This is a genomic window from Pseudomonas sp. NyZ201 (assembly GCF_049860765.1).
GTDB lineage: Bacteria > Pseudomonadota > Gammaproteobacteria > Pseudomonadales > Pseudomonadaceae > Aquipseudomonas > Aquipseudomonas bharatica.
In genome coordinates this window covers 5,012,457-5,035,144 of record NZ_CP187557.1, presented here as the reverse complement: position 1 = coordinate 5,035,144, position 22,688 = coordinate 5,012,457, and the positions used below count along the sequence as shown (strand labels likewise).

General features: G+C 62.2%; 21 protein-coding genes. 20 read left to right on the top strand and 1 reads right to left on the bottom strand.

The window, feature by feature from the left end:
* The first annotated feature begins 57 nt into the window (after positions 1-57).
* The 12 genes from fabZ to ispD all read left to right on the top strand — a co-directional run bounded on the left by fabZ (position 58) and on the right by ispD (position 14,397).
* Positions 58-498: a 3-hydroxyacyl-ACP dehydratase FabZ gene (fabZ, locus tag ACPFMA_RS22615; protein WP_009395253.1), complete on the top strand. Its 441-nt coding sequence runs from the start codon at positions 58-60 to the stop codon at positions 496-498.
* Entirely contained in the window at positions 495-1,271 is a 777-nt protein-coding gene (lpxA, locus tag ACPFMA_RS22610; protein WP_009395252.1) for an acyl-ACP--UDP-N-acetylglucosamine O-acyltransferase, read from the top strand. The genes fabZ and lpxA overlap by 4 nt, the downstream gene beginning before the upstream one ends.
* Position 1,272: 1 nt before the next feature.
* Positions 1,273-2,400, top strand: coding sequence for a lipid-A-disaccharide synthase (gene lpxB / locus ACPFMA_RS22605; RefSeq protein ID WP_009395251.1), 1,128 nt, complete (start codon positions 1,273-1,275; stop codon positions 2,398-2,400).
* On the top strand, positions 2,400-3,029 hold the full coding sequence (gene rnhB / locus ACPFMA_RS22600; RefSeq protein WP_064303308.1) for a ribonuclease HII: 630 nt from the start codon (positions 2,400-2,402) through the stop codon (positions 3,027-3,029). Before lpxB ends, rnhB begins: the two co-directional genes overlap by 1 nt.
* 105 nt (positions 3,030-3,134) lie before the next feature.
* Positions 3,135-6,659 (top strand): DNA polymerase III subunit alpha, encoded by a 3,525-nt coding sequence (gene dnaE, locus ACPFMA_RS22595; RefSeq protein WP_064303307.1) that lies wholly within the window; start codon positions 3,135-3,137, stop codon positions 6,657-6,659.
* Positions 6,660-6,756: 97 nt separating this feature from the next.
* Positions 6,757-7,704, top strand: coding sequence for an acetyl-CoA carboxylase carboxyl transferase subunit alpha (gene accA / locus ACPFMA_RS22590; protein WP_009395248.1), 948 nt, complete (start codon positions 6,757-6,759; stop codon positions 7,702-7,704).
* 66 nt (positions 7,705-7,770) lie between these two features.
* Complete coding sequence (gene tilS / locus ACPFMA_RS22585; RefSeq protein WP_064303306.1) at positions 7,771-9,069, top strand: tRNA lysidine(34) synthetase TilS; 1,299 nt, start codon at positions 7,771-7,773, stop codon at positions 9,067-9,069.
* A 272-nt stretch (positions 9,070-9,341) separates the two neighbouring features.
* On the top strand, positions 9,342-10,970 hold the full coding sequence (locus ACPFMA_RS22580; RefSeq protein WP_420057916.1) for a CTP synthase: 1,629 nt from the start codon (positions 9,342-9,344) through the stop codon (positions 10,968-10,970).
* Positions 10,971-10,973: 3 nt separating this feature from the next.
* A complete protein-coding gene (gene kdsA / locus ACPFMA_RS22575) occupies positions 10,974-11,819 on the top strand; it encodes a 3-deoxy-8-phosphooctulonate synthase (protein ID WP_064303305.1) in 846 nt (281 codons plus the stop codon).
* A gap of 149 nt (positions 11,820-11,968) precedes the next feature.
* Positions 11,969-13,258 carry a phosphopyruvate hydratase gene (gene eno, locus ACPFMA_RS22570; protein ID WP_009395240.1) on the top strand — a complete coding sequence of 430 codons (1,290 nt, stop codon included), beginning with the start codon at positions 11,969-11,971 and terminating at the stop codon, positions 13,256-13,258.
* Between the two features lie 156 nt (positions 13,259-13,414).
* Positions 13,415-13,693: a cell division protein FtsB gene (gene ftsB, locus ACPFMA_RS22565; protein ID WP_009395237.1), complete on the top strand. Its 279-nt coding sequence runs from the start codon at positions 13,415-13,417 to the stop codon at positions 13,691-13,693.
* A complete protein-coding gene (ispD, locus tag ACPFMA_RS22560) occupies positions 13,690-14,397 on the top strand; it encodes a 2-C-methyl-D-erythritol 4-phosphate cytidylyltransferase (protein ID WP_064303303.1) in 708 nt (235 codons plus the stop codon). Before ftsB ends, ispD begins: the two co-directional genes overlap by 4 nt.
* Positions 14,398-14,533: 136 nt before the next feature.
* On the opposite strand, the gene ACPFMA_RS22555 is transcribed toward ispD, so the two are convergent.
* A complete protein-coding gene (locus tag ACPFMA_RS22555; protein WP_009395231.1) occupies positions 14,534-15,430 on the bottom strand; it encodes a LysR substrate-binding domain-containing protein in 897 nt (298 codons plus the stop codon).
* A gap of 106 nt (positions 15,431-15,536) precedes the next feature.
* Between ACPFMA_RS22555 and ACPFMA_RS22550 the strand changes: the two genes are divergently transcribed.
* From ACPFMA_RS22550 to rpoS, 8 genes are all read left to right on the top strand, one after another.
* Positions 15,537-16,649 (top strand): S-(hydroxymethyl)glutathione dehydrogenase/class III alcohol dehydrogenase, encoded by a 1,113-nt coding sequence (locus tag ACPFMA_RS22550; RefSeq protein WP_064303302.1) that lies wholly within the window; start codon positions 15,537-15,539, stop codon positions 16,647-16,649.
* Between the two features lie 8 nt (positions 16,650-16,657).
* Positions 16,658-17,512 (top strand): S-formylglutathione hydrolase, encoded by an 855-nt coding sequence (gene fghA / locus ACPFMA_RS22545; RefSeq protein ID WP_425928781.1) that lies wholly within the window; start codon positions 16,658-16,660, stop codon positions 17,510-17,512.
* 71 nt (positions 17,513-17,583) lie between these two features.
* Positions 17,584-18,057 carry a 2-C-methyl-D-erythritol 2,4-cyclodiphosphate synthase gene (ispF, locus tag ACPFMA_RS22540; RefSeq protein WP_009395225.1) on the top strand — a complete coding sequence of 158 codons (474 nt, stop codon included), beginning with the start codon at positions 17,584-17,586 and terminating at the stop codon, positions 18,055-18,057.
* Positions 18,054-19,112 (top strand): tRNA pseudouridine(13) synthase TruD, encoded by a 1,059-nt coding sequence (truD, locus tag ACPFMA_RS22535; protein ID WP_064303300.1) that lies wholly within the window; start codon positions 18,054-18,056, stop codon positions 19,110-19,112. Before ispF ends, truD begins: the two co-directional genes overlap by 4 nt.
* Complete coding sequence (gene surE / locus ACPFMA_RS22530) at positions 19,100-19,849, top strand: 5'/3'-nucleotidase SurE (protein WP_425928780.1); 750 nt, start codon at positions 19,100-19,102, stop codon at positions 19,847-19,849. The genes truD and surE overlap by 13 nt, the downstream gene beginning before the upstream one ends.
* Positions 19,850-19,887: 38 nt before the next feature.
* Complete coding sequence (locus ACPFMA_RS22525; protein ID WP_009395221.1) at positions 19,888-20,526, top strand: protein-L-isoaspartate(D-aspartate) O-methyltransferase; 639 nt, start codon at positions 19,888-19,890, stop codon at positions 20,524-20,526.
* Positions 20,527-20,713: 187 nt separating this feature from the next.
* Positions 20,714-21,574 carry a peptidoglycan DD-metalloendopeptidase family protein gene (locus tag ACPFMA_RS22520; protein WP_158467775.1) on the top strand — a complete coding sequence of 287 codons (861 nt, stop codon included), beginning with the start codon at positions 20,714-20,716 and terminating at the stop codon, positions 21,572-21,574.
* Between the two features lie 105 nt (positions 21,575-21,679).
* Positions 21,680-22,687, top strand: a complete 1,008-nt coding sequence (gene rpoS / locus ACPFMA_RS22515; protein WP_009395217.1) for an RNA polymerase sigma factor RpoS — start codon at positions 21,680-21,682, stop codon at positions 22,685-22,687.
* The last annotated feature ends 1 nt before the right edge of the window (position 22,688 follow it).

Below are 22,688 nucleotides of genomic sequence, written 5' to 3'. Positions count from 1 at the left end.
CAAGGTGCACGGCGCCATGCACGTGTTTCCTATCTTTACTACAGGCTTCCCCCAGAAATGATGGACATCAACGAGATTCGCGAATACCTGCCCCACCGTTATCCGTTCCTGCTCGTGGATCGGGTAGTGGAACTGGACGTCGAGGGTCAGCGCATTCGTGCCTACAAGAATGTCAGCATCAACGAACCTTTCTTCAATGGTCACTTCCCTGCGCACCCGATCATGCCGGGCGTGCTGATCATCGAGGCAATGGCTCAGGCTGCCGGCATTCTCGGCTTCAAGATGCTCGATGCCAAGCCGACGGACGGCACCCTCTACTACTTCGTCGGTTCCGACAAGCTGCGCTTCCGCCAGCCGGTGCTGCCGGGCGATCAGCTGATCCTCGAAGCGAAGTTCATCAGTTGCAAACGCCAGATCTGGAAGTTCGACTGCCAGGCCTCGGTCGACGGCAAGCCGGTGTGCTCCGCCGAGATCATCTGCGCGGAACGTAAACTATGAGTTTGATTGACCCTCGGGCAATCATCGATCCTTCGGCCAGGCTGGCCGAGGGTGTCGAGGTCGGTCCTTGGTCGATCATCGGCCCGGATGTCGAGATCGGCGAAGGAACCGTCGTCGGTCCGCATGTGGTGCTCAAGGGGCCGACCCGTATCGGCCGCAACAACCGCATCTACCAGTTTTCCTCGGTCGGTGAAGACACCCCGGACCTCAAGTACAAAGGCGAACCCACGCGCCTGGTGATCGGTGACGACAATGTCATTCGCGAGGGGGTGACCATCCACCGTGGCACCATCCAGGACCGTTCGGAAACCACGATCGGCAATCACAACCTGATCATGGCTTATGCCCACATCGGCCACGACAGCGTGATCGGCAACCACTGCATCCTGGTCAACAACACCGCGCTGGCCGGCCACGTGCATGTGGGAGACTGGGCGATCCTCTCGGGTTTCACCCTGGTTCACCAGTTCTGCCATATCGGTGCCCACAGTTTCTCCGGCATGGGGACGGCGATCGGCAAGGATGTCCCGGCTTTCGTCACCGTGTTCGGCAACCCCGCCGAAGCGCGCAGCATGAACTTCGAAGGCATGCGCCGCCGTGGTTTCAGCGAGGATGCCATCCACGCCCTGCGTCGCGCCTACAAGGTGGTCTACCGCCAGGGCCTGACCGTCGAGCAGGCTGTCATCGAACTGGAAGCCTCGGCGCAGCAGTTCCCCGAAGTCGAACTGTTCCGTCAGTCGATCCAGAATTCCGCCCGCGGCATCACCCGCTGATATGTCGGCACTCTGCGTAGCGTTGGTGGCTGGCGAGGCCAGCGGCGACATTCTCGGCTCGGGGCTGATGCGAGCGCTCAAGGCACGCCATCCTGATATCCGTTTCATCGGCGTCGGCGGTCCATTGATGGAGGCCGAAGGCCTGTCCTCCTACTTCCCGATGGAGCGCCTTGCCGTCATGGGCCTGGTCGAGGTGCTCGGCCGCCTGCCAGAGTTGCTCAAGCGTCGCAAACTGTTGATCCAGACACTGATCGAGGAAAAACCCGATGTCTTCATCGGCATCGACGCACCGGATTTCACCCTCAATATCGAGTTGAAGCTGCGTCGGGCCGGGATCAGGACCGTTCACTATGTCAGCCCGTCGGTCTGGGCCTGGCGGCAGAAGCGGGTGCTGAAGATTCGCGAGGGCTGCGACCTGATGCTGACCCTGTTCCCCTTCGAAGCGAAGTTCTACGAAGAGCAGGGCGTGCCGGTTCGTTTCGTCGGGCATCCGCTGGCCGACACCATACCGCTGGAAGCCGACCGTCAGGCTGCGCGCCAGGCGCTGGGCTTGCCCGACGGGCCTTTGGTAGCGCTGATGCCGGGTAGTCGCGGCGGCGAGGTGGGGCGTCTGGGCGCCTTGTTCCTCGATACTGCACAGCGCCTTCGCGAACTGATCCCTGGTGTACGCTTCGTTTCGCCCTGCGCCAATGCCGCACGCCGTGCACAATTGGAGCAGATGCTGGTCGGTCGTGACCTGCCGCTGACACTCCTCGATGGCCGCTCCCATCAGGCCCTGGCGGCGTGTGACGCGGTCTTGATCGCCTCGGGCACTGCGACCCTCGAAGCCTTGCTGTTCAAGCGGCCGATGGTGGTAGCCTACCGCCTGGCGCCATTGAGCTACTGGATTCTCAAGCGCCTGGTAAAAAGCCCTTACGTGTCCTTGCCCAACCTGCTGGCCCAGCGTCTGCTGGTGCCGGAATTGTTGCAGGATGCCGCCACTGCGGAGGCGCTTGCGCAAACCCTGGCGCCGCTGGTTGGCGATGGTGCGCAACAGACCGACGGTTTCGACCGTATTCATCGCACCTTGCGTCTGGACGCCTCGAACCAGGCTGCCGATGCCGTGCTGGCTTTGCTGGAAGATCGATAATGCAAATGGGACTTGACTTCAATCTGGTCGAAGACCTGGTCGCCGGTGTCGATGAAGTCGGCCGCGGCCCGTTGTGCGGCGCGGTGGTGACTGCTGCGGTGATCCTCGACCCTGCGCGCCCCATTCTTGGCCTCAACGACTCGAAGAAACTCACCGAAGCGCGGCGCGAGAAGCTTTTCGACGAGATCTGCGAAAAAGCCTTGAGCTTCTGCATCGCCCGCGCCGAAGTCGATGAAATCGACGAACTGAACATCCTGCATGCCACCATGCTGGCCATGCAGCGAGCCGTCGAAGGGCTGCACGTGACTCCGAAACTGGCGCTGATCGACGGTAACCGCTGCCCGAAACTCCAGGTTCCGGCCTCCCCGGTGGTCAAGGGGGATAGCCAGGTGCCCGCAATCGCGGCGGCGTCGATCCTGGCCAAGGTCACCCGCGACCGCGAGATGTCCGCTTTCGAGCTGATTTACCCGGGTTACGGTATCGGCGGGCACAAGGGCTACCCTACGCCGATACATCTTGAAGCACTGGCCCGCCTGGGGCCGACGCCGATCCATCGGCGCTCCTTCGCCCCGGTACGTGCGGCGTACGAGGCGCGCGAGCTGCTCGGCGGCCAGTCCATCCTGGTCTGAGCCCACACTTCCACCACCAGTCCGGATCACTTCGCACCGGCTGTTGTTTTGATCGGGGCCCGGTACAATCCGGGCCTTGTCGTTTTGCGCTGCTATAGGATCAACATGTCGGCTTCCTTCGTTCATCTTCGCCTGCATACCGAATTCTCGCTGGTCGACGGACTGGTGCGGATCAAGCCGCTCGCCAAGGCCCTGGCCGGGATGAACATGCCGGCGGTGGCGGTGACCGACCAGAGCAACATGTGTTCGCTGGTCAAGTTCTACAAGACGGCCATGGGCGCCGGCATCAAGCCGATCTGTGGCGCCGACCTGTGGCTGGCCGGCGACGACCCGGAAGCGCCCCTGGCACGTATCTGCTTCCTGGTGATGGATGCCAAGGGCTACCGCAATCTCACCGAACTGATCTCCCGTGGCTGGACCGACGGCCAGCGCAATGGCCTGGTGGTCATCCAGCGGGAATGGATCGCCGAGGCTGCAGAAGGCCTGATCGCCCTTTCCGCAGCGAAGGAAGGCGATATCGGCATGGCCCTGATGAACGGCAACGAGGCTGAAGCCGAGGCGCTGCTGCAGGACTGGATGGCGATGTTCCCCGACCGCTTCTACGTCGAGGTGCAGCGCACCAATCGCGCTGGCGACGAAGAGTATCTGCATGCCGCGGTGGCCCTGGCCGATCGCCTGGGGGCGCCGCTGGTGGCGACCAACGATGTGCGTTTCATCAAGCAATCCGATTTCGATGCCCACGAGACCCGCGTATGCATCGGCGAAGGCCGTGCCCTCGACGATCCACGCCGTTCGCGCAACTACAGCGACCAGCAGTACCTGAAGAGCCCGGAGGAAATGGCCGAGCTGTTCAGCGACCTGCCCGAGGCCCTGGAAAACAGCGTCGAGATCGCCAAGCGCTGCAACATCACCGTCCAGTTGGGCAAATACTTCCTTCCCGATTTCCCCACGCCCAACGGCATGGGGATCGACGACTATCTGCGCCATGTTTCCCATGAAGGCCTGGAAGAGCGCCTGGCCGTGCTCTGGCCAAAGGAAACCACGCCCGACTACGAAGAGAAACGCCAGGTCTATCTGGATCGGCTCAAGTTCGAGCTGGACATCATCATCCAGATGGGTTTCCCCGGTTACTTCCTGATCGTTATGGACTTCATCAAGTGGGCCAAGAACAACGGCGTGCCGGTGGGCCCGGGCCGTGGTTCGGGAGCTGGCTCGCTGGTGGCCTATGTGCTCAAGATCACCGACCTCGACCCCTTGGCCTATGACCTGCTGTTCGAGCGCTTCCTCAACCCCGAACGTATTTCCATGCCCGACTTCGACGTCGACTTCTGCATGGATGGCCGCGACCGGGTGATCGACTACGTGGCCGAGGCCTACGGGCGCAATGCGGTGAGCCAGATCATCACCTTCGGCACCATGGCGGCCAAGGCGGTGGTGCGCGACGTGGCGCGGGTACAGGGCAAGTCCTACGGCCTGGCGGATCGTCTGTCGAAGATGATTCCGTTCGAAGTCGGCATGACCCTGGAAAAGGCCTACGAACAGGAAGAAATGCTGCGGGACTTCCTCAAGACCGACGAGGACGCCAAGGAAATCTGGGACATGGCCCTCAAGCTCGAGGGTGTCACCCGGGGTACCGGCAAGCACGCCGGGGGCGTGGTCATCGCGCCGACCAAGCTCACCGACTTCTCGCCGATCGCCTGTGACGAAGAAGGCGGCGGCCTGGTAACCCAGTTCGACAAGGACGATGTCGAGGCCGCCGGCCTGGTGAAGTTCGACTTCCTCGGCCTGCGTACCCTGACCATCATCAAATGGGCGATGGAGATCATCAACCGCGAGCAGGCCAAGGCCGGCCTGCCGGATGTGAACATCGACTTCATCCCGCTGGACGACCGCAAGACCTACGAACTGCTGCAGCGGGCAGAAACAACAGCGGTATTCCAGCTCGAATCCCGCGGCATGAAGGAGCTTATCAAGAAGCTCAAGCCCGACTGCCTGGAAGACCTTATCGCACTGGTGGCGTTGTTCCGTCCCGGCCCGCTGCAATCGGGCATGGTGGACGACTTCATCAACCGCAAGCACGGTCGCGCCGAGCTGGCCTATCCGCATCCGGATTACCAGTACGATGGCCTGAAGCCCGTACTGGCACCGACCTACGGCATCATCCTGTACCAGGAACAGGTGATGCAGATTGCCCAGGTCATGGCCGGTTACACCCTCGGCGGCGCGGACATGCTGCGTCGGGCCATGGGCAAGAAGAAGCCCGAGGAAATGGCCAAGCAGCGCGGCGGTTTCATCGAGGGGTGCGTCAACAACGGAATCGACGCCGACCTCGCGGGCAACATCTTCGACCTGGTGGAAAAGTTCGCCGGCTACGGCTTCAACAAGTCCCACTCCGCCGCCTACGGCCTGGTCTCCTACCAGACTGCCTGGCTGAAGACCCACCACCCGGCTGCGTTCATGGCCGCGGTGCTCTCGGCGGATATGCACAACACCGACAAGGTGGTGATCCTGATCGAGGAAGTGCGCAGCATGAAGCTGCGCCTCGACGCGCCGGACGTGAATTTCTCCGACTTCAAGTTCACCGTGAACAACGACGGACGCATCGTCTATGGCCTCGGTGCGATCAAGGGCGTCGGCGAGGGGCCGGTGGAAGCGATCATGGAGGCGCGGGCCGCAGGTGGTCCGTTCAGCGACCTGTTCGATTTCTGCGCGCGGGTCGACCTCAAGCGCATCAACAAGCGCACCCTCGACGCCCTGGTGCGCAGCGGTGCGCTGGACCGCCTCGGGCCGTTCTTCCATGACGAGATCAAGGCCTACCAGGCCAATATCGATCGCAACCGTGCAGTCCTGCTGTCGGCGATGGAAGAAGCGATCAAATCGGCGGAGCAGACCGCCCGCACCCATGACAGCGGTCACTCGGACCTCTTCGGCGGCCTGTTCGACGAGCCGGATGCCGATGTCTACGCCAACCATCGCAAGGCCCGCGAGCTGACCCTGAAAGAACGTCTGCGCGGCGAGAAGGACACCCTCGGCCTTTATCTCACCGGCCACCCCATCGACGAGTACGAAGGCGAGATTCGCCGTTTCGCCCGCCAGCGTATCGTCGACCTGAAGCCGGCACGCGATACCCAGACCGTCGCCGGCATGATCATTGCTCTGCGGGTGATGAAGAACAAGAAAGGCGACAAGATGGGCTTCGTCACCCTCGATGACCGTTCCGGGCGGATCGAGGCTTCGTTGTTCGCCGATGCCTTCATGGCCTCGCAAGCGCTGCTGCAGAACGATGCCATGGTGGTGGTCGAGGGCGAGGTCAGCAATGACGACTTCTCGGGCGGCCTGCGCCTGCGCGTCAAGCGGGTGATGAGCATGGAGGATGCGCGCACCAACCTGGCCGACAGCCTGCGCCTGAAGCTGCACGCCGATGCGCTCAAGGGCGATCGTTTGGCCTGGCTGGGCGACCTGCTCAAGCGCCACCGCGGCGCCTGCCCGGTGAGCATGGAATACACCGGCAGTGACGCGAAGGCCCAGTTGCAGTTCGGCGAGGATTGGCGGATCGACCCGGCCGATGGCTTGATTCAGGCCCTGCGTGACCAGTTCGGCCGTGAGAACGTCTTTTTGCACTATCGATGAATTTTTAAACTCGACCTGAACGCGCCTCTCCCTTAAGGTAGGGCGCCAAACGGATCAACCGGCCGGCCGCCTGGCCGTCGACCCAAGACGGATGCCTATGAACCCGAATTTTCTGGATTTCGAACAGCCGATTGCTGACCTGCAAGCCAAGATCGAAGAGCTGCGCCTGGTAGGCAATGACAACTCGTTGAACATCGGCGATGAAATCGGCCGTCTGCAGGACAAGAGCAGCGAGCTGACCAAGAGCATCTTCGGCAATCTGACCAGCTGGCAGATCGCCCGCCTGGCGCGCCATCCGCGCCGGCCGTACACCCTGGACTACATCGAGCACATCTTCACCGAGTTCGACGAACTGCACGGCGACCGTCACTTCGCCGACGACGCCGCGATCGTCGGCGGTATCGCCCGCCTGGACGACCGTCCGGTAATGGTCATCGGCCACCAGAAGGGCCGTGAAGTGCGCGAGAAGGTTCGCCGCAACTTTGGCATGCCGCGTCCGGAAGGCTACCGCAAGGCCTGTCGCCTGATGGAAATGGCTGAACGCTTCAAGATGCCGATCCTGACCTTCATCGATACCCCGGGTGCGTATCCGGGCATCGATGCCGAAGAGCGCAACCAGAGCGAAGCCATCGCCTGGAACCTGCGGGTCATGGCGCGCCTGAAGACCCCGATCATCGCCACCGTTATCGGCGAGGGTGGTTCTGGCGGTGCGCTGGCCATCGGTGTCTGCGACCAGCTCAACATGCTGCAGTACTCGACCTACTCGGTGATCTCGCCGGAAGGTTGCGCCTCGATCCTGTGGAAAACCGCCGAAAAGGCCGCCGACGCCGCCGAGGCCATGGGCATCACTGCCGAACGCCTGAAAGGCCTGGGCATTGTCGACAAGGTCATCTCCGAACCCCTGGGCGGTGCGCACCGTGATCCGGCAGCCATGGCAGCCTCGGTTCGCAGTGAGCTGCTCGAGCAGCTGGACATGCTGAAGAAGTTCGACAACGACGCGCTGCTCAAGCGCCGTTACGACCGCCTGATGAGCTACGGTCTCTGACCTGAAGCCATCTGTCAGAAATTGGGGCCGCAAAGCGGCCCCAATTGCTTTTGTCGGACCCTGAACATGACCGACCTCGTCGCCCGCCTGAAGGACAAGCTAGCCCCCTGGCAGAACGCTCCCGGCTGGTGCGTGGCCTTGTCGGGCGGTCTGGATTCCACCGTACTCCTGCACCTGCTGGCCGCCATGACGGATCGCCCGGCACTGCGCGCCATCCATGTCCATCACGGCTTGCAACCGGTCGCGGATGCCTGGCCGGAACACTGCCAGCGCCTGTGCGACTCGCTGGGCGTCGAGCTGCTGGTACGCCATGTGACAGTGGAAGAGGGCGCCAGCCTCGAACAGGCCGCGCGCAATGCCCGCTATGCCGCCTTCAGTGAAGTCCTTCGGGACGGTGAGGTCCTGCTGACCGGCCAGCATCGCGAGGACCAGGCCGAAACCCTGTTGTTGCGCCTGCTTCGTGGTGCCGGACTGCGTGGGTTGATGGCAATGCGCGGACTGCGGCAGTTGGGTGACGCCTGGCTGCTTCGGCCCTTGCTCGACAGCTCTCGTGACGAGCTTCTGCGCTATGCCCGTGATCGTGGCCTGGACTGGATCGAAGATCCGTCGAATGGCGATATCCGATTCACGCGCAATTACCTGCGACAAGAGGTGCTTCCGGCCCTGTCTTCACGCTGGCCACAGGTCAGTCGAACGCTGGCCCGTACTGCCGATCATCTCGCCGAGGCGGGCGAGTTGCTCGATGCACTGGCCTCGGGCGATCTGGCGCAGGCCCAGACGCAGGGCGATTTTCCCTGGCTCGGTCTTCCCTCCCTGCATTTACCGGGTCTGCTCCGGCTTTCTCCAGCGCGCCAGCGTAATGCCCTGCGATTCTGGCTTGCGTATTTCACTCGCCTGCCCGATGCCGATCATTGGGCCGGCTGGGACGCTCTGCGCGATGCCCGCCCCGATGCTTCACCGATCTGGAAACTCGCCGATGGCGAGCTGCACCGGGCCGGTGAGCGCATCTACTGGTTGAGTGGCGAGTGGCTCGGCGCTCCCGATGGCGCGGAATGCTGGAAAGATCCACCACTGGCGCTGGAACTGCCTGGCAACGGATTCGTTATCCTGAAAGGGAATAAGCCCGGGGAGACCCTGCGAATCGCCTACCGCCAAGGCGGCGAAAGCATGCATATCGCCGGTCGCGGCCATCGCGATCTCAAGCGTTTGCTCAATGAACGCGGGGTTCCCGCCTTCGTTCGCGGCCGTTTGCCACTGCTGTTCGCCGGTGATCGACTGGTCGCCGTGGCCAACCTGCCGGACCTCGTTGATGGCGATTTGCAACTTGTGTGGCAGGTACCGACGAGTGAGCAAGGTTTGAGGTGATGGGCATCTTCGGGTAGACTACGCTCCCTTCTTGATACAGCTTCTGTGAGCCCGATTCGAGCCGCAGGAGTTGCCGATTACCAAGCAGTTTTTTGCTGGGCGATTCTCAAAATGTGTAGCGAGCTCCGTACCGGGATTTCAACCCCCGGTCTGTACAGACGCGGCAGTATTTTCGGATGCACTGTGATTGACGCAGGTGATCGGGGGCTTCGGCCTTCCTTCGCTTTCCCCGGCGGCGCAGACCGCTTTAACGCAGACTTCTAGGGTTTTTCATGACGCGCTACATATTCGTCACGGGCGGTGTTGTTTCTTCATTGGGGAAAGGCATTGCCTCGGCTTCATTGGCGGCCATCCTGGAGGCGCGGGGGCTCAAGGTCACCATGCTCAAGCTGGACCCGTACATCAACGTCGACCCGGGCACCATGAGCCCGTTCCAGCACGGTGAAGTGTTCGTCACCCACGACGGCGCCGAGACCGACCTGGACCTGGGCCACTACGAGCGGTTCATCCGCACGACCATGACCCAGAACAACAACTTCACCACCGGCCGCATCTACGAGCACGTGCTGCGCAAGGAGCGTCGTGGTGACTACCTGGGCGCCACCATCCAGGTCATCCCGCACATCACCGACGAGATCAAGCGTCGCATCATCAAGGGTGCCGGCGATGCCGACGTGGCCCTGGTCGAGATCGGCGGCACCGTCGGCGACATCGAGTCGCAGCCGTTCCTCGAAGCCATCCGTCAACTGCGCGTCGAAGTCGGCTCCAAGCGCGCGATGCTGATGCACCTGACCCTGGTCCCGTACATCGCCACCGCCGGCGAGACCAAGACCAAGCCGACCCAGCACTCGGTCAAGGAACTGCGCTCCATCGGCCTGCAGCCTGACGTGCTGATCTGCCGTTCCGACCATCCGGTCGATGTGTCGTCCCGTCGCAAGATCGCCCTGTTCACCAACGTCGAAGAACGTGCGGTCATCTCGCTGGAAGACGTCGACACCATCTACAAGATTCCTGCCGTGCTGCACGCCCAGGGCCTGGACGACTTCGTCGTCGAGCGCTTCGGCCTGCAATGCAACGGTGCCGACCTCTCCGAATGGGAAAAGGTCGTCGATGCCAAGCTGAACCCCGAGCACGAAGTCACCATCGCCATGGTCGGCAAGTACATGGAACTGCTTGACGCGTACAAGTCGCTGATCGAAGCGATGAGCCACGCCGGCATCCAGAACCGTACCAAGGTCAACCTGCGCTACATCGATTCCGAAGACATCGAGAACCAGGGCACCGGTCTGCTGGAAGGCGTCGACGCCATCCTGGTGCCGGGCGGCTTCGGTCTGCGCGGCGTGGAAGGCAAGATCACCGCCGTCCAGTACGCTCGCGAGAACAAGGTGCCGTACCTGGGTATCTGCCTCGGCATGCAGGTGGCGGTCATCGAGTTCGCCCGTAACGTCATGGGCTGGAAGGACGCCAACTCCACCGAGTTCGATCGCAACAGCGGCCACCCGGTCGTTGGCCTGATCACCGAGTGGGCCGATGCCACCGGCGCCGTGGAAACCCGTACCGAAGCGTCCGACCTGGGCGGCACCATGCGCCTGGGCGCCCAGGAATGCCAGCTGGAAAGCGGCTCCAAGGTTCACGACTGCTACGCCAAGGACGTGATCGTCGAGCGTCACCGCCATCGCTACGAAGTGAACAACAACCTGCTGCCACAACTGGTCGAAGCCGGCCTCAAGGTTTCCGGTCGTTCCGGCGACGGTGCACTGGTGGAAGTGGTCGAGTCCCAGGATCACCCATGGTTCGTCGCCTGCCAGTTCCACCCCGAGTTCACCTCGACCCCGCGTGACGGTCATCCGCTGTTCAGCGGCTTCGTCAAGGCGGCCCTGGCGCAGAAGAACAAGGCCTGATCCATGACCCAGAAGATCATTCGCGTCGGTAACATCGAGATCGCCAACGACAAGCCGTTCGTCCTGTTCGGCGGCATGAACGTCCTGGAGTCCCGTGACCTGGCCCTGAAGGTCTGCGAGGAATACGTGCGGGTTACCGAGAAACTCGGTATCCCCTACGTGTTCAAGGCCAGCTTCGACAAGGCCAATCGCTCGTCGATCAATTCCTACCGCGGTCCCGGCCTTGAAGAAGGCCTGCGGATCTTCGAGGAAGTGAAGAAGACCTTCGGCGTTCCGGTCATCACCGATGTGCACGAGCCTTACCAGGCCGAAGCCGTGGCCAAGGTCTGCGACATCATCCAGCTGCCGGCCTTCCTCTCGCGCCAGACCGACCTGGTGGTGGCAATGGCCAAGACCGGTGCGGTGATCAACATCAAGAAAGCCCAGTTCCTCGCCCCCCAGGAAATGAAACACATCCTGACCAAGTGCGAGGAAGCGGGTAACGACCAGTTGATCCTCTGCGAGCGCGGTTCCAGCTTCGGGTACAACAACCTGGTAGTGGACATGCTCGGCTTCGGCATCATGAAGCAGTTCCAGTACCCGGTGTTCTTCGACGTGACCCACGCCCTGCAGATGCCGGGCGGTCGTGCCGATTCGGCCGGCGGTCGTCGTGCCCAGGTCACCGAACTGGCCCGTGCCGGTCTCAGCCAGGGCCTGGCCGGCCTGTTCCTCGAGGCCCACCCGGACCCGGACAACGCCAAGTGCGACGGTCCCTGCGCCCTGCGCCTGGACAAGCTGGAGCCTTTCCTGACCCAGCTCAAGCAACTGGATGACCTGGTGAAGAGTTTTCCGACGGTAGAAACCGCATAAGCTGCGTTTCTCCGGTAAAGTACCGCCCGTTTCACCCCTGACCTCGCGGTCGGGGGTTCTCCGCGTCAGGCCTGCCCGTGCCCCGTGCCTGCGAAAGAGCGGATTCTTCAAGCTGCGTTGTTTTCGTCAATTCTGGAGTGCTTACAACAATGGCAAAAATCGTCGACATCAAAGGTCGTGAAGTTCTCGACTCCCGCGGCAACCCGACCGTGGAAGCGGACGTGCTGCTCGACAACGGCATCATCGGCAGCGCCTGCGCGCCGTCGGGTGCTTCCACCGGCTCCCGCGAGGCACTGGAGCTGCGTGATGGCGACAAGAGCCGTTACCTGGGCAAGGGCGTGCTGAAAGCCGTCGCCAACATCAACGGCCCGATCCGCGACCTGCTGCTGGGCAAGGACCCGGTAGACCAGAAAGCCCTGGACCGCGCCATGATCGAGCTGGACGGTACCGAGAACAAGGCCAAGCTGGGCGCCAACGCCATCCTCGCCGTGTCCTTGGCCGCTGCCAAGGCTGCCGCCCAGGACCAGGACCTGCCGCTGTACGCGCACATCGCCAACCTGAACGGCACCCCTGGCCAGTACTCCATGCCGGTACCGATGATGAACATCATCAACGGCGGCGAGCACGCCGACAACAACGTCGATATCCAGGAGTTCATGGTCCAGCCGGTTGGCGCCAAGACCTTCTCCGACGCGCTGCGCATGGGCACCGAGATCTTCCATCACCTCAAGGCCGTGCTGAAGGCCCGTGGCCTGAACACTGCGGTCGGTGACGAAGGCGGTTTCGCGCCTAACCTGTCCTCCAACGAAGACGCCCTGGGCGCCATTGCCGAAGCCGTGGCCAACGCCGGCTACAAGCTGGGCACCGACGTGACCCTGGCTCTGGACTGCGCCGCCAGCGAGTTCTTCGAAGACGGCAAGTACAACCTGTCCGGTGAAGGCAAGTCGTTCGACGCCGAAGGTTTCGCCGAGTACCTGAAAGGCCTGACCGAGCGCTTCCCGATCATCTCCATCGAAGACGGTCTGGACGAGTCCGACTGGGCTGGCTGGAAAGTCCTGACCGACAAGATCGGCGAGAAGGTTCAACTGGTCGGTGACGACCTGTTCGTGACCAACACCAAGATCCTGAAGGAAGGCATCGACAAGAAGATCGCCAACTCCATCCTGATCAAGTTCAACCAGATCGGCTCGCTGACCGAAACCCTGGAAGCCATCCAGATGGCCAAGGCCGCTGGCTACACCGCGGTGATCTCGCACCGTTCGGGCGAAACCGAAGATTCGACCATCGCCGACCTGGCCGTAGGTACTTCCGCTGGTCAGATCAAGACCGGTTCGCTGTGCCGTTCCGACCGCGTATCCAAGTACAACCAGCTGCTGCGTATCGAAGAGCAACTGGGCGCCAAGGCGGTGTACCGTGGTCGCGACGAGTTTCGCGGCTAAGCGATAGATGGTAAAAAGACAGCACCGTGAAACCCAGGGCTTTGTCCTGGTGTCTTTCACGGGCGCTGCGAATGCTTGAATCACAAAGCCTGGCTTCGGTCAGGCTTCGTGCCATCAGCCCTTCGCACACGCGGTCTTTCGCCACTGGATGTCCTGATGCGTAGTCCTTACTGGTTGTTCCTTGTCCTTCTCGCACTGCTCGGTGGCTTGCAGTACCGGCTGTGGGTGGGCAATGGCAGCCTGGCCCAGGTGGCCGAACTCAAGCAACAGATCGCCGACCAGCACGCCGAGAACGAGCGTCTGCTGGAGCGCAACCGCGTGCTCGATGCCGAGGTGCTGGAATTGAAAAAGGGCATGGAAACCGTCGAAGAGCGGGCCCGCCACGAATTGGGAATGGTGAAGGAGGGTGAAACCCTCTACCAACTGGCCCAATGAGCACGTCCCTGCCTGCCTTCTGGGCAGTGATCCCCGCCGCCGGCGTGGGTGCGCGCATGGCCGCCGACCGGCCCAAGCAGTACCTGCAACTGGGCGGATGCACGATTCTCGAACACAGCCTCAACTGTTTTCTCGACCATCCCTCGTTGAAAGGGGTGGTGGTCAGCATTGCTGCTGACGATCCTTTCTGGCCCGGCCTCGCCTGCGCCAGCGACCCACGTATACAGCGCGCTGCCGGTGGCCGCGAGCGTGCCGACTCGGTGCTCAGCGCCCTGTTGCTCCTGCATGCGCAAGGGGCGGCGGACGGCGATTGGGTACTGGTCCACGATGCTGCGCGGCCCAACCTGTCGCGTGATGACCTGGATCGCCTGCTCCTGGAACTGGCGGATGATCCGGTGGGCGGACTGCTCGCCGTTCCGGCCCGGGATACCCTCAAGCGCGCCGATGCCCATGGTCGGGTCGAGGTCACGGTCGATCGCAGTACCATCTGGCAGGCCTATACCCCGCAGATGTTCCGGCTTGGCGCCTTGCACCGGGCCCTGGCCGACAGCCTCGTGGCGGATGTGGCGATCACCGACGAAGCGTCTGCCATCGAGTGGTCCGGCCAGGCGCCGCGGCTGATCGAAGGGCGCAACGACAACATCAAGGTTACCCGTCCCGAAGATCTGGAATGGCTGCGTCAGCGCTGGTCCCAGCGCTGCTGAAGCAGGATTTGCGCAATCGACGCAGACCTGTGGGAGCGGGTTTACCCGCGATTACGTCGGTGAACTCACTGCCGCAATCGCGGCGGTTCGGCGGTCCGATTAACCCGCTCCCACAGGTCTTTGCCAAATCAATGAGTTATGTATTCTGATATTCCGGTCTCAGCGCCAACCCTTCGCGCAAGTGATCCACCAGCTTGCGCACCTTCGGCGACAGGTGCCGCTGCTGCGGATACAGCGCCCACACCGCGGTGTTGGGCGGCTGGTGGGTTTCCAGCAGCGACACCAGGGCGCCGCTGCCCAGGTGCTCCAGCACGTAGTAGTCCGGCAACTGGCACAACCCCATGCCCTGCAAGGCCGCGTCGAGCACCGCCTGCCCGCTGTTGCAGCGCCAGTTGCCCTGGACCCGCTGGGTAACTTCCCGCCCATCCTGCTGCATCACCCAGATATCGGAGCTGCCGATCAGGCAGTTGTGTCGCGCCAGTTCGGACAGGCTGTGCGGACGGCCATAACGATTCAGGTAATCCGGCGAGGCGCACAGGTACATGCGCCGTGGCGCCAATCGCGCAGCTACCAGCCGTGACTCCTGCAAGCGACCGAGACGGATTGCCAGGTCCATGCCTTCGTGGAGCAGGTCAAGGGTGTTGTTGGTCAGCTCGATATCCACCCTCAGTTGCGGGTATTGGCTCATGAAACTGGCAACCAGTGGCGCGATGAAGCGTTCGCCGTAGGCGACTGCGCAGGTCATGCGCAACAGCCCCTTGGGCTCGCTGGTCAGGTCGCCCATGGCGCGCAGGGCTTCCTCGCGGCCGTCCTGCAAGCGCTGGCAATGCTGGAGAAAGGTCTGGCCTGCCTCGCTCAGGGTGACGCGGCGGGTGCTGCGGTACAGCAGGCGGGTTTGCAGGCGCTCTTCAAGCCGCGCGACCTGGCGGCTGATGTGGGAGGAGGACACCCCAAGGCGGTCGGCGGCTGCCGTGAACTGCCCGGATTCGGCCACGGCGACGAATTCGTCTATGCCTTCCCAGCGGCTACTCATTGATTATCCCTGTGTGGCAATAATGTTTTGTCTTTGGCCGGATTATTCATCAAAAAGCCTTGAATTACACTGGTTGTCTGAAATGTCCTTTCATTGGAGAAGATTGATGATCAAGTCCCGTGCCGCCGTAGCCTTCGAGGCCAAGAAACCGCTGGAAATCGTCGAAGTCGACGTAGCCATGCCCAAGGCCGGTGAGGTGCTGCTGCGCGTGGTCGCTTCCGGTGTCTGCCATACCGACGCCTACACCCTTTCCGGTGCCGATCCGGAAGGCATCTTCCCGTCGATCCTCGGTCATGAAGGCGGTGCAATCGTCGAGGCCGTTGGCGAGGGCGTGACCTCCCTGGCCGTGGGCGATCATGTGATCCCGCTGTACACCCCGGAATGCGGCAAGTGCAAATTCTGCCTGTCGGGCAAGACCAACCTGTGCCAGGCCATCCGCGCCACCCAGGGCAAGGGCCTGATGCCGGACGGCACCACGCGCTTTTCCTACAAGGGGCAGCAGCTCTTCCACTACATGGGCACCTCGACATTCTCCGAATACACCGTGCTGCCGGAAATCTCCGTGGCCAAGATCCAGAAGGAAGCCCCGCTGGAGAAGGTCTGCCTGCTCGGTTGCGGCGTGACCACCGGTATCGGCGCGGTGCTCAACACCGCCAAGGTCAAGCCAGGTGACACCGTGGCCATCTTCGGCTTGGGCGGCATCGGCCTGTCGGCCATCATCGGTGCGGTCAAGGCCAAGGCCTCGCGCATCATTGCCGTGGACATCAACCCGGGCAAATTCGAGATCGCCCGCCAGCTCGGCGCCACCGACTGCGTCAATCCGAAGGACTACGATCGTCCGATCCAGGAAGTGATCGTCGACCTCACCGATGGCGGCGTGGACTTCTCCTTCGAGTGCGTGGGCAACGTCAATCTGATGCGTGCGGCGCTGGAGTGCTGCCACAAGGGCTGGGGCGAGTCGGTGATCATCGGCGTGGCCGGTGCCGGCCAGGAAATCGCCACCCGTCCGTTCCAGTTGGTGACCGGCCGCGTCTGGCGCGGTTCCGCCTTCGGTGGCGTGCGTGGTCGCAGCGAGCTGCCGAGCTATGTCGAGATGTCCGAGAAGGGCGAGATCCCGCTGGATACCTTCATCACCCATACCATGGGCCTGGAAGACATCAACAAGGCCTTCGACCTGATGCATGAAGGCAAGAGCATCCGCAGCGTCATCCACTTCTGAGGTCGCTCATGAGCCTGGAAAACATTTCCTGCCAGAAAAGCTTCGGTGGCTGGCACAAGCGTTACCGTCATCGCTCCGACGTACTGGGCTGCGACATGGTTTTCGCCGTATACCTGCCACCGCAGGCCGAGCAGGGTGGCAAGCTGCCAGTGCTGTATTGGCTGAGCGGGCTGACCTGCACCGACGAGAATTTCATGCAGAAGGCCGGTGCGCACAAGCTGGCCGCCGAGCTGGGGCTGATCATCGTCGCGCCGGACACCAGTCCGCGGGGTCCCCAGGTGCCGGGCGATCCGGACGGTGCCTGGGACTTCGGCCTTGGCGCCGGCTTCTACGTCAATGCGATCCAGCAACCGTGGGCAGCCAACTACCGCATGTACGACTATGTGGTGAACGAACTGCCGGCCTTGATCGAGGCGCATTTCCCGGCTTCGGACAAGCGCTCCGTCAGCGGTCATTCCATGGGCGGGCACGGTGCGCTGGTTTGCGCCTTGCGCAATCCCGGGCGTTATTCGTCGGTGTCGGCCTTTGCGCCGATCAGCAACCCGATGGATTGCCCTTGGGGGCAGAAGGCCTTCAGCCGCTACCTCGGTGAAGACCGCGCGCGTTGGCGCGAGTGGGATGCCAGTGTGCTGATCGCCCAGGCCAGCGAGCGCCTGCCGCTGCTGGTGGACCAGGGTGATCGCGACGATTTCCTGGAAAACCAGCTCAAGCCGCAGGTGTTGCAACAGGCTGCGCAAGCTGCGGGCTATCCGCTGCAACTGCGTCTGCAGCCAGGCTACGACCACAGCTACTACTTCATCGCCAGTTTCATCGATGATCACTTGCGGCATCATGCCGCAGCGCTGGGTGTAGAGCGCGCTTGAGGCGACAATTCAAGCCCAACGCCCGGCAAAGCAGGTAGAATCACGCCCTGACTCAATCAGGGCGTTTTTTTATGCGTATTGGCCACGGCTACGACGTGCACCGCTTTGCGGAGGGCGATTTCATCACCTTGGGCGGCGTGCAGATCGCGCACAAATACGGGCTGTTGGCCCATTCCGACGGCGATGTGCTGCTGCACGCCCTGAGCGATGCCTTGCTCGGCGCTGCCGCACTGGGTGACATCGGTCGTCATTTCCCCGATACCGATCCGCAATTCAAGGGCGCCGATAGCCGCGTGCTGCTGCGTCATGTGGTCGCCATCGTCCAGGCCAAGGGCTGGAAGGTCGGCAATGTCGACGCCACCATCGTCGCCCAGGCGCCGAAGATGGCACCGCACATCGAACGCATGCGCGAGTTGATCGCGGCCGACCTGCAGGTCGGGCTCGACCAGGTCAATGTCAAGGCCACCACCACCGAGAAGCTCGGTTTCACCGGTCGTGAGGAAGGTATTGCGGTACACGCCGTCGCCTTGTTGCTGCCAGCATGAACGAACTCGAACTGCTCGGCCCGCGCGCCAGCGGGCCGGCGCTGGGCAGCGCGGTACTGAAAGCGGTGGCGGAGGATTTCCAGGTCGATGAAGTGCTGGACATCCCGCTGTCCGGCCAGGGCGAACACCTGTGGTTGTGGGTGGAAAAGCGCGATCTCAATACCGAGGAAGCTGCCCGCCGCCTGGCCCGTGCCGCCGGTGTGCCGCTGAAGACCATCAGCTATGCCGGCCTCAAGGATCGCCAGGCCTTGACCCGCCAGTGGTTCAGCCTGCATCTGCCGGGCAAGGCCGATCCCGATTTCACTGCCGCCGAAAATGAAAGCCTGCGCATCCTCGAGCGCACCCGGCATTCACGCAAGCTGCAACGCGGTGCCCATTCGGCCAACGGCTTCACCCTGCGCCTGACCCGGCTCCAGGCCGATCACGCCGCGCTCGATGCCCGTCTCGAACGGCTGCGCGCCCAAGGCGTCCCGAACTACTTCGGGGCGCAGCGCTTTGGTCATGACGGAGGCAACGTCGAGGAGGCGCGCCATTGGGCCGAACGCAAGGCGTTGCCGGAGCAGCGCAACCTGCGCTCGCGGTTGCTGTCGAGCGCGCGTAGCTACCTGTTCAACCGTGTCCTCGCCCAGCGTGTCGAGGATGGCAGTTGGCAGCGTGCGCAGATCGGCGACCTGTTGGCGTTCACTGATAGCCGTAGCTTCTTTCCGGCAGGTGAGTCGGAATGCAGCGATCCTCGCCTCGGCATTCTCGACCTGCATCCCACCGGTCCGCTCTGGGGTGAAGGGCTTCCAGCCACGCAGGGCGCGGCCGGCGCCCTCGAACAGCGTGTCGGCGAGGAGAATCCGGCACTCTGCGAATGGCTTGGGCACGCCGCGATGAAGCAGGAACGACGCATTCTGCGACTGCCCATTGGTCGGCTGACGTGGCATTATCCCGAGCCTGATATCCTGCAACTGGAATTCGTCCTTCCGGCCGGATGTTTCGCCACCGTGGTGGTGCGCGAACTCGTCGATCTGGTCCCGGCAGGGCAGACGGACAGCCCATGCGTATTCTGATTTCCAATGACGATGGCGTTCTCGCGCCCGGACTCGCTGCGCTCCACGGCGCGCTGGCGGATTATGCCGAGTGCGTGGTGATCGCCCCGGACCAGGACAAGAGCGGTGCCAGCAGTTCGCTGACCCTCGACCGTCCGCTGCATCCGCACACCCTGCCCAACGGCTTCATCAGCATCAACGGCACCCCGACCGACTGCGTTCATCTCGGTCTCAACGGCTTGTTGCCGCAGACCCCGGACATGGTTGTGTCGGGGATCAACCTGGGGGCCAACCTCGGCGACGACGTTCTTTACTCCGGAACCGTGGCTGCAGCGCTGGAAGGGCGTTTCCTCGGCAATACCTCGTTTGCCTTCTCGCTGTTGTCGCGTCTGCCCGACAACCTGCCGACAGCCGCCTACGTCGCGCGCAAGCTGGTCGAAGCGCACCCGCGCCTGGAGTTGCCGCCGCGAACCGTGCTCAACGTGAACATCCCCAACCTGCCGCTGGATCATATTCGCGGTATGCAGCTGACCCGCCTGGGGCATCGTGCTCGCGCCGCCGCACCGATCAAGGATGTCAACCCGCGGGGCAAGGAGGGTTACTGGATCGCGGTTGCCGGTGATGTCGAGGATGGCGGGCCGGGTACCGACTTCCATGCGGTCATGCAGGGGTATGTGTCGATCACCCCGCTGCAACTGGACCGAACCTTCAATGATGCCTTCGATCGCCTGGATGGCTGGCTGGAGGGTGTGCTCTGATGCGCGATCAGGACGATATGATGCGCCGCGGTATCGGCATGACCTCCCAGCGCACCCGCGAGCGGTTGATCCAGCGCCTGTGCGAGGAAGGGGTCTCGAACCCGCGGGTACTGGATGTACTGCGTCGCACACCGCGGCATTTGTTCGTCGATGAAGCACTGGCGCATCGCGCCTATGAAGATACTGCCCTGCCGATCGGCCATAACCAGACCATCTCGCAACCTTTCATGGTTGCGCATATGAGCGAGGTGCTGCTGGAAGCAGGTCCGCTGGACAAGGTCATGGAGATCGGCACCGGCTCCGGCTACCAGACCGCCGTATTGGCGCAACTGGTGGAGCGCGTGTTTTCCGTGGAGCGGATCAAGGTGCTCCAGGATCGGGCCAAGGAACGCCTGACCGAACTGAACCTGCGCAACGTGGTGTTTCGCTGGGGCGACGGCAGCGAAGGCTGGCCAGCCCTGGCGCCCTACAACGGCATTATCGTTACCGCAGTGGCGCCGGAAGTTCCCCAGGCATTGCTGGACCAGCTGGCTCCGGGCGGGCGTATGGTGATTCCGGTGGGGAATGTCGGGGAAGTGCAACAACTTCTGCTGATCGTGCGCGAAGAGCACGGTTTTTCCCGACGAGTGCTGGGAACGGTACGTTTCGTTCCGCTGCTCAACGGCACACTCTCCTGACGCTTCTTTATTTTCGCGAGTGGCGAATTCTCGGCGTGGCGTCAGGTCTATGAGGCGGATGCCCCCTGTCCGGAGCGGCAACCGTTCACGTTTTGCGTTTGTATATCGCGCGCAAGTGTCCGGTGCATGGTTATAATTGCAACATTATTGCATTTTCAAACTCGATCACCATTTAAGGGAGCGGCGGGTGAGTTCAACAGTCATTCGGCAGCGTATGGGTCTTTCAAGCATCAGGCTTCTGGTGGTTGCACTTGCCGTTGGCATGTTGGTGACGGGTTGCTCCAGCACTTCTTCTTCTTCCAGTGGCGCACGGGTCGTGGACCGTAATAACGCAGCGCCCAAGCGCCCTGCGGTAACTTCCGGGCAATATGTGGTGCGTCCTGGTGATACCTTGTTCTCCATCGCCTTCCGTTATGGCTGGGATTACAAGTCCCTGGCTGCGCGCAACGGCATCGAGCCGCCCTATACCATCCGCCCGGGCCAGGCGATCCGCTTCGACGAGCCATCCTCCGGCTCTTCCCGTGTCGTGACTTCCACTTCTCCGTCGAGCAAGACCACGGTTACCCGACGTCCGGCCGGTACGCCGCCGCCAGCGAAAAGTACCAGCACGGCAGCGACTACACCGGTGGTGACACCCTCCACGGCGCCGACCCAGGTTCCCGCAGCAGAGCGCTCCAGCGGTGGCTGGGCATGGCCGGCGAACGGCGTTCTGATTGGAAAATTCGCTTCAAACGGTAGTTTGAATAAAGGCATTGATATCGCCGGAGATTTGGGACAGCCTGTTTTTGCTGCCGCTGATGGTTCGGTGGTGTACGCCGGTAGTGGTCTACGGGGCTACGGTGAACTCGTAATCATCAAGCACAACGAAACCTACGTGAGTGCTTACGGTCACAACCGTAGGCTTTTGGTTCGGGAGGGACAGCAAGTCAAGGTAGGGCAGACAATTGCCGAAATGGGGTCCACGGGCACCGATCGCGTGAAGCTTCACTTTGAAATTCGCCGCCTGGGTAAACCGGTAGACCCGTTGCAGTTCCTGCCAAACCGTTGATTGTTGATTCCGGCCTGTTCCTTAGCGTAATGGGGACAGGCTCTAGCGATGCCATGGACAAGGTACGCTCGAGTCTGAGTTCGAACTCAGCAAAGGACTATAACAATGGCTCTCAGCAAAGAAGCGCCGGAGTTTGACATCGACGATGAGGTTCTTCTCATGGAGACCGGCATCGTTTTGGAAACGGATGTGGTGTCAGACGAACCTGCTGTACCTTCGGTTCGGACCAGAGCCAGACAGGGCTCTTCGCTAAAACAGCACAAGTACATCGATTACACCCGGGCACTTGATGCGACTCAGCTTTATCTCAATGAAATCGGTTTTTCCCCGCTGCTGACGCCTGAAGAGGAGGTTCATTTTGCGCGCCTGTCGCAAAGTGGCGATCCTGCAGGTCGCAAGCGGATGATCGAGAGCAACCTGCGCCTGGTGGTGAAGATAGCCCGCCGCTACGTGAATCGGGGGCTTTCGCTGCTCGACCTGATCGAGGAGGGCAACCTGGGGCTGATCCGTGCGGTCGAGAAGTTCGACCCGGAGCGTGGCTTCCGGTTCTCCACCTATGCAACCTGGTGGATTCGCCAGACGATCGAGCGGGCGATCATGAACCAGACCCGCACCATCCGCCTGCCGATTCATGTGGTCAAGGAGCTGAACGTCTATTTGCGTGCGGCTCGGGAGCTGACCCAGAAGCTCGATCACGAACCCTCCCCGGAAGAAATCGCCAACCTGCTGGAAAAACCGGTGGCCGAGGTCAAGCGTATGCTCGGCCTGAACGAGCGGGTGTCCTCGGTAGACGTATCCCTCGGGCCCGACTCGGACAAGACATTGCTCGATACCCTCACGGACGATCGGCCAACCGATCCGTGTGAGCTGCTGCAGGACGACGATCTCTCCCAGAGCATCGATCAATGGCTGAGCGAACTGACCGACAAGCAGCGTGAAGTGGTCATCCGTCGTTTCGGTTTGCGTGGTCATGAAAGCAGCACGCTCGAGGATGTCGGCCTGGAGATCGGCCTGACTCGCGAGAGGGTGCGGCAGATCCAGGTCGAAGGGCTGAAGCGTCTGCGCGAGATCTTGGAAAAGAACGGCCTGTCCAGCGAGTCGCTGTTTCAATAAC

Bases quoted from the DNA above. Each gene is read 5' to 3' on its own strand.
- ispD (WP_064303303.1), top strand. From the start codon at position 13,690: ATGAGCACGTCCCTGCCTGCCTTCTGGGCAGTGATCCCCGCCGCCGGC.
- eno (WP_009395240.1), top strand. From the start codon at position 11,969: ATGGCAAAAATCGTCGACATCAAAGGTCGTGAAGTTCTCGACTCCCGC.
- ftsB (WP_009395237.1), top strand. From the start codon at position 13,415: ATGCGTAGTCCTTACTGGTTGTTCCTTGTCCTTCTCGCACTGCTCGGT.
- fabZ (WP_009395253.1), top strand. From the start codon at position 58: ATGATGGACATCAACGAGATTCGCGAATACCTGCCCCACCGTTATCCG.
- ACPFMA_RS22555 (WP_009395231.1), bottom strand. From the start codon at position 15,430: ATGAGTAGCCGCTGGGAAGGCATAGACGAATTCGTCGCCGTGGCCGAA.
- fghA (WP_425928781.1), top strand. From the start codon at position 16,658: ATGAGCCTGGAAAACATTTCCTGCCAGAAAAGCTTCGGTGGCTGGCAC.
- ACPFMA_RS22550 (WP_064303302.1), top strand. From the start codon at position 15,537: ATGATCAAGTCCCGTGCCGCCGTAGCCTTCGAGGCCAAGAAACCGCTG.
- truD (WP_064303300.1), top strand. From the start codon at position 18,054: ATGAACGAACTCGAACTGCTCGGCCCGCGCGCCAGCGGGCCGGCGCTG.
- ACPFMA_RS22525 (WP_009395221.1), top strand. From the start codon at position 19,888: ATGACCTCCCAGCGCACCCGCGAGCGGTTGATCCAGCGCCTGTGCGAG.
- surE (WP_425928780.1), top strand. From the start codon at position 19,100: ATGCGTATTCTGATTTCCAATGACGATGGCGTTCTCGCGCCCGGACTC.
- lpxB (WP_009395251.1), top strand. From the start codon at position 1,273: ATGTCGGCACTCTGCGTAGCGTTGGTGGCTGGCGAGGCCAGCGGCGAC.
- rnhB (WP_064303308.1), top strand. From the start codon at position 2,400: ATGCAAATGGGACTTGACTTCAATCTGGTCGAAGACCTGGTCGCCGGT.
- kdsA (WP_064303305.1), top strand. From the start codon at position 10,974: ATGACCCAGAAGATCATTCGCGTCGGTAACATCGAGATCGCCAACGAC.
- tilS (WP_064303306.1), top strand. From the start codon at position 7,771: ATGACCGACCTCGTCGCCCGCCTGAAGGACAAGCTAGCCCCCTGGCAG.
- lpxA (WP_009395252.1), top strand. From the start codon at position 495: ATGAGTTTGATTGACCCTCGGGCAATCATCGATCCTTCGGCCAGGCTG.
- accA (WP_009395248.1), top strand. From the start codon at position 6,757: ATGAACCCGAATTTTCTGGATTTCGAACAGCCGATTGCTGACCTGCAA.
- ACPFMA_RS22580 (WP_420057916.1), top strand. From the start codon at position 9,342: ATGACGCGCTACATATTCGTCACGGGCGGTGTTGTTTCTTCATTGGGG.
- rpoS (WP_009395217.1), top strand. From the start codon at position 21,680: ATGGCTCTCAGCAAAGAAGCGCCGGAGTTTGACATCGACGATGAGGTT.
- dnaE (WP_064303307.1), top strand. From the start codon at position 3,135: ATGTCGGCTTCCTTCGTTCATCTTCGCCTGCATACCGAATTCTCGCTG.
- ispF (WP_009395225.1), top strand. From the start codon at position 17,584: ATGCGTATTGGCCACGGCTACGACGTGCACCGCTTTGCGGAGGGCGAT.